The following is a 4128-nucleotide window of genomic DNA, read 5'->3' on the forward strand; positions in this document are numbered from 1 at the left end:
GGCGGTTGAGCAGGCGCAGGCCGAAGCAGTCGGCGAGGTAGTAGCCCTTCTCGCAGCCGCCCGAACCATGGTCAGAAGCCATGGCGACGCAGTTCTCGGCGCCGACAGCCTGGCCGATGGGGCCCTCGGGCTTGGTCATGGCGTAGACGCGCACGCCCATGCCCTTCATCTTCTTGACGGCCTCGAGGACCTCGGGGGTGGTGCCGGACTCGGAGGCGGTGAGCACGACGGACTTCTCGGTCATGCGCTTGTGGCCCATGACGTTCCACTCGGCGGCGTGGATCAGGTAGACCTCGAGGTCGCGGTCGCCGAACTTGTTCATGAGGTACTCGAGCTGCATGAGCTCGTCCCAGGTGCCGCCGACGCCCATCAGGAACACGGCGTCGTAGCCCTCGTCGGCGACCTTGTCGGCGAGCGCGGTCATCTTCTTGCCGGTCTCGTAGAGCGCCTTGCCGTCCTCGAGATAGCCCTCCTGGTCGAAATGCATGATCTCGATCTTCTCGGTTTCCTTCATTTGTCTCTCCTTTCTGGGGTTGTTTCCACATCCCCCATGCCAACGGGCATCAAAACCCGCTTACATTCCGTAACACTCAGCCGCTTTGGCCTTAAGCGCATTGACTGACTCTTCGTAGCCCTCTGCCTTGACCTCCATTTGCTTGGAGACGGTATCGAGATACGGGTGCACGTTCCATGACTTCAGACGCTCGGCAATCATGGCCGCAATCGTCTGGAAGAACACAAGATTGGGAATTGCGCTGAGCAGCGGAGCCACCTGAGGCACCGCAACCTCGTGAGCCCTACCCTTGGGATGGGCCGTGAGCAGCACCGTTTTTGCCGTAACGTTCGATAGCGCATCGGCGATATTCGCAAGACGCTCCGACCCCTGCGGATCGTCGACGATAAACACCAGATAGCCCGGAACGATCTGCATCTCGGGACCGTGGACGAACTCCTCGCCTTCGTGATGCATGGCAGGAATCTTGATGGTCTCGCTCAGCTTGAGCGCTGCCTCCTCGGCAACACCATAGTTGGGGCCGTTGCCGACGACCATGGCGGGCATGTGCTCAGAAAGCTCGAGCATGTGATCTTGGACATATGCCTCGGCGGTCTTGCACATCACGGCATTAGCCTGGATAGCCTCGCGCAGGTCATCAAGACGCTGAGCAACGCCCTTGGCGTCAATCGTTCCGCGCGCCTGACCGCCGTAAATACCAAAGAGCACCAGGTACTCAACGAGAACCTCGACGCCCAGAGTCACAAAGTCCACCGACTCGACACCCACACCGTAGTCAAGAACGATGTCAGCGTGTTCCTTGATGGGTGCCTCGACGTTTGCCGTGAGCGCAACTGCAGCCATATCGTGTGCACGCATGTAATCGAGCGCCGCAATCGTATTGGTCGAATAGCCGCTCTGCGAGACGGCGATGTTGAGCGCATGCTGCGGATAGGTGTGTTCAAAATCGACGAAGGCCTCGGGCGTCACAACGGACACCTGCATCTGCAGCGCATCTTGCAGGTAATCGCGGGCGCAATCGGCGGCATGGCGCGACGAACCCGAAGCAACGATGCGCAGTGCATCAAAAGAGCCGGACTGGAAAATATCAACGAGCTGCGCTACCAGCTCAGACGAACGCTCGAGGTTCTCCCCCATACGCACATGGGCAAGCTGAACGTAATCGAGCATCTTCATCGTCTCACCTCGTAACAAATCATTAGTATTTGATACCAATCACAGTTACAGGTTACGGCTTTTTGATATCTCTTTGTCGATTATTTTATCCCCATCGGCGAACGGTCGATTTTGAGCCATGTAAGGTTGTATATACGGTCTGCTCAACGAATCAAAATTCCGTCAACTTTTCAGCCCGTTATGCAAAAAACCAGCTAGTACGTATAGGTATATCCACCCGCATCACCGCGGTTAAACGACTTGACGTACTCGATCGCCTGGCCGCTCGCATCGAAGCTTACGCACTCCAGCGTCAAGGCAAGATCACCCTGCTCCAGTCCAAGCAGGCCGGCATCTCGTGCGCCCAGCGCTTCGATATCGAGCTTTTCCTGTGCCATAACTGGCTTTCGGCCCAGCATCTCATAGGTCTCGTACAAGCTGAAGACCGACACGTCAATATCTTCGATGGTTGGGAACAGCAGGCAGGGAATCAGCGCCGTCTCGATCGATACGGGGCTACCGTTTATGCAGTTCAGGCGTCGAATGGAATAGAGCAGGTCGTCCTCGGCGATGCCAAACAGGTCAGCGTAGTATGGCCCCGCATAACGCTTGGAACGTGCGAGAATACGGACGGACGGCTCGCCGCCCGAAGCACGGACCGATTCACGGAAACCGCCCGTGCGTTCAAAAAAAGCAGGTACTTTCTGCGCCACAAAGGCACCTTTCCCCCGAACACGGCGAATCTGCCCGCGCCGAACCAGCTCATCGACAGCGCTTCGGATGGTCAAGCGTGTCGTACCAAATTCCTCGGCGAGGTCTTTTTCGGACGGAATCATGGAACCCGTGGGATATGTACCGCGCTCGATACGCTCCTCGATGCGGCGTCGAATGCGCATATAAACCGGGGTGGCATCTACTGTTTCAGCCATTGTTCACCTGCCACACTCCTCATGCCGTTCTCTTCGCCGTTATCGGCAAAGCGAAACTTTGTGGGCAAAATCACCGATTTGCAATGCTCCACAAAACGCATGTCCTTATCAAATTCAATCGAGCTCTCATAGAACACCGGCGTTCCCTCTTCTTGCTGGAGCAGCTCGGCCTCTTCGACGTTCAAACGCGAGATAGAGATATGCTCACGTCCATGCTCAACACGCACGCCGCCTTCTTTGAGCAAGACATCGTAAAGGCTCTCGCACTCAAAATCGTGCTCGGTAAGCGATGGGCACAGGGACAGGTTAACGTGAGCGGTCTCGATTGACGCCGGCTCGCCCTCAATAAGTCGAACGCGCTGCATGCGGAGCAAAGGAGCGCCTACAGACACCCCAAGCTTGTCGGCAAGCGCCTCATCCGCCTCGATGGTCCCGGTGGAAACCAGACGAGAAGAGGGGTGCAGACCGGCAGTCCGCACAGCATCGGAAAAGTTATACGTTTCCTGAAAGATGTTTAGCGGCTTGGGAGGACACACATACGTACCCGATCCGCGACGGCTCTCGAGCGTTCCACACGAGATGAGCCGCGTGATACCGGCACGCAACGCTGTACGCGAAACGCCAATCTCTTCGCACAGCACGCGCTCGGCCGGCAGGCGATCCCCGCCGGCAAGCTGATGGTGCTGGATATACCAAAGAATTCCCTCAACAGCACGATCTTTGGGGGGAATTGCATAAGATTCGCCTGCCATTGCACAGACTCCTCATTCAGAAACGTATGCCGCCAAAATTAGGCCAGCCCTCCCATGGCATCAAATTCGGCCTTGATCTTCTCGGCGACATTCCGATACGACTTATATAGACTTGAATCGCGTTTAACTTCGTCGGTCATAACGGGAATCTCTAATTTGGAAACCTCGTCTTTTCCCGTCTGAACCGCCACAACAACGCCCATACCAAGACACATATTACGCTTGGCAGCGTTTATTTTCGCCGCCTTGGCAGGATTTGCCAGGATACGCTGGGCAAATTCCTGTTTTGAAGTCACTTCCTCGGCCTCCGGATCGCCCGCCTCGGCTACTTCGCACTGCAACACGTCCGCATAGTCAAAAATCTTAGGCTCTGCACCACGCTGATGCACGGCCCACTTGCGACGCGTGGCATCCTGGTAGATAGCCGGCAAAAACGTAAACCGCGGCGGGTCCAAAATCGTATCCGTGATGGTAAACACATCGGGATCAAAGGCATCCTGCGGGTTTTTCTTCTTGAACAGCCCCATATCAGCCTCCCGTACTAGCATTAAACAACTCAAGCTGAATATAGCACCAATTTCAAGCCGTCACTTTAGCACATCGGTGCATGGCATCTATGACCCGCTCAGCGGGGAATACGTACGGACGAGGGACGGGGCAGGGTGCTTGGTTTTGGAAGTGGGCTTCGCGAACTTCCAAAACCAAGCACCCTGCCCCGTCCCTCGTCCGTACGTATTCCCCGCTGAGCGGGTCATAGATGCCATGCACCGATGTGCTA

General features: G+C 56.3%; 4 protein-coding genes and 1 pseudogene. All 5 read right to left on the reverse strand.

The genetic code is table 11. The annotated features are described in order from the left end of the window. A pseudogene (locus DW823_RS09510) lies at positions 1–514 on the reverse strand (SIS domain-containing protein); the annotation flags it as partial. A 60-nt stretch (positions 515–574) separates the two neighbouring features. Further along, positions 575–1690, reverse strand: coding sequence for an SIS domain-containing protein (locus DW823_RS09515; RefSeq protein ID WP_117638249.1), 1116 nt, complete (start codon positions 1688–1690; stop codon positions 575–577). Between the two features lie 194 nt (positions 1691–1884). Continuing rightward, complete coding sequence (locus DW823_RS09520; protein ID WP_117648564.1) at positions 1885–2598, reverse strand: GntR family transcriptional regulator; 714 nt, start codon at positions 2596–2598, stop codon at positions 1885–1887. Next, positions 2583–3350 carry a GntR family transcriptional regulator gene (locus tag DW823_RS09525; RefSeq protein ID WP_117648565.1) on the reverse strand — a complete coding sequence of 256 codons (768 nt, stop codon included), beginning with the start codon at positions 3348–3350 and terminating at the stop codon, positions 2583–2585. Before DW823_RS09525 ends, DW823_RS09520 begins: the two co-directional genes overlap by 16 nt. 38 nt (positions 3351–3388) lie before the next feature. Beyond that, positions 3389–3877: a hypothetical protein gene (locus DW823_RS09530; protein WP_117648566.1), complete on the reverse strand. Its 489-nt coding sequence runs from the start codon at positions 3875–3877 to the stop codon at positions 3389–3391. Between the last annotated feature and the right edge of the window lie 251 nt (positions 3878–4128).

Origin of the sequence: Collinsella sp. AM34-10, from assembly GCF_003469185.1 — a bacterium.
In the GTDB taxonomy this organism is placed as follows: domain Bacteria; phylum Actinomycetota; class Coriobacteriia; order Coriobacteriales; family Coriobacteriaceae; genus Collinsella.

What these genes read in the sequence shown, in the direction of transcription:
- DW823_RS09515 (WP_117638249.1), bottom strand. Translation starts at nt 1,690, where the DNA reads ATGAAGATGCTCGATTACGTTCAGCTTGCCCATGTGCGTATGGGGGAG.
- DW823_RS09520 (WP_117648564.1), bottom strand. Translation starts at nt 2,598, where the DNA reads ATGGCTGAAACAGTAGATGCCACCCCGGTTTATATGCGCATTCGACGC.
- DW823_RS09525 (WP_117648565.1), bottom strand. Translation starts at nt 3,350, where the DNA reads ATGGCAGGCGAATCTTATGCAATTCCCCCCAAAGATCGTGCTGTTGAG.
- DW823_RS09530 (WP_117648566.1), bottom strand. Translation starts at nt 3,877, where the DNA reads ATGGGGCTGTTCAAGAAGAAAAACCCGCAGGATGCCTTTGATCCCGAT.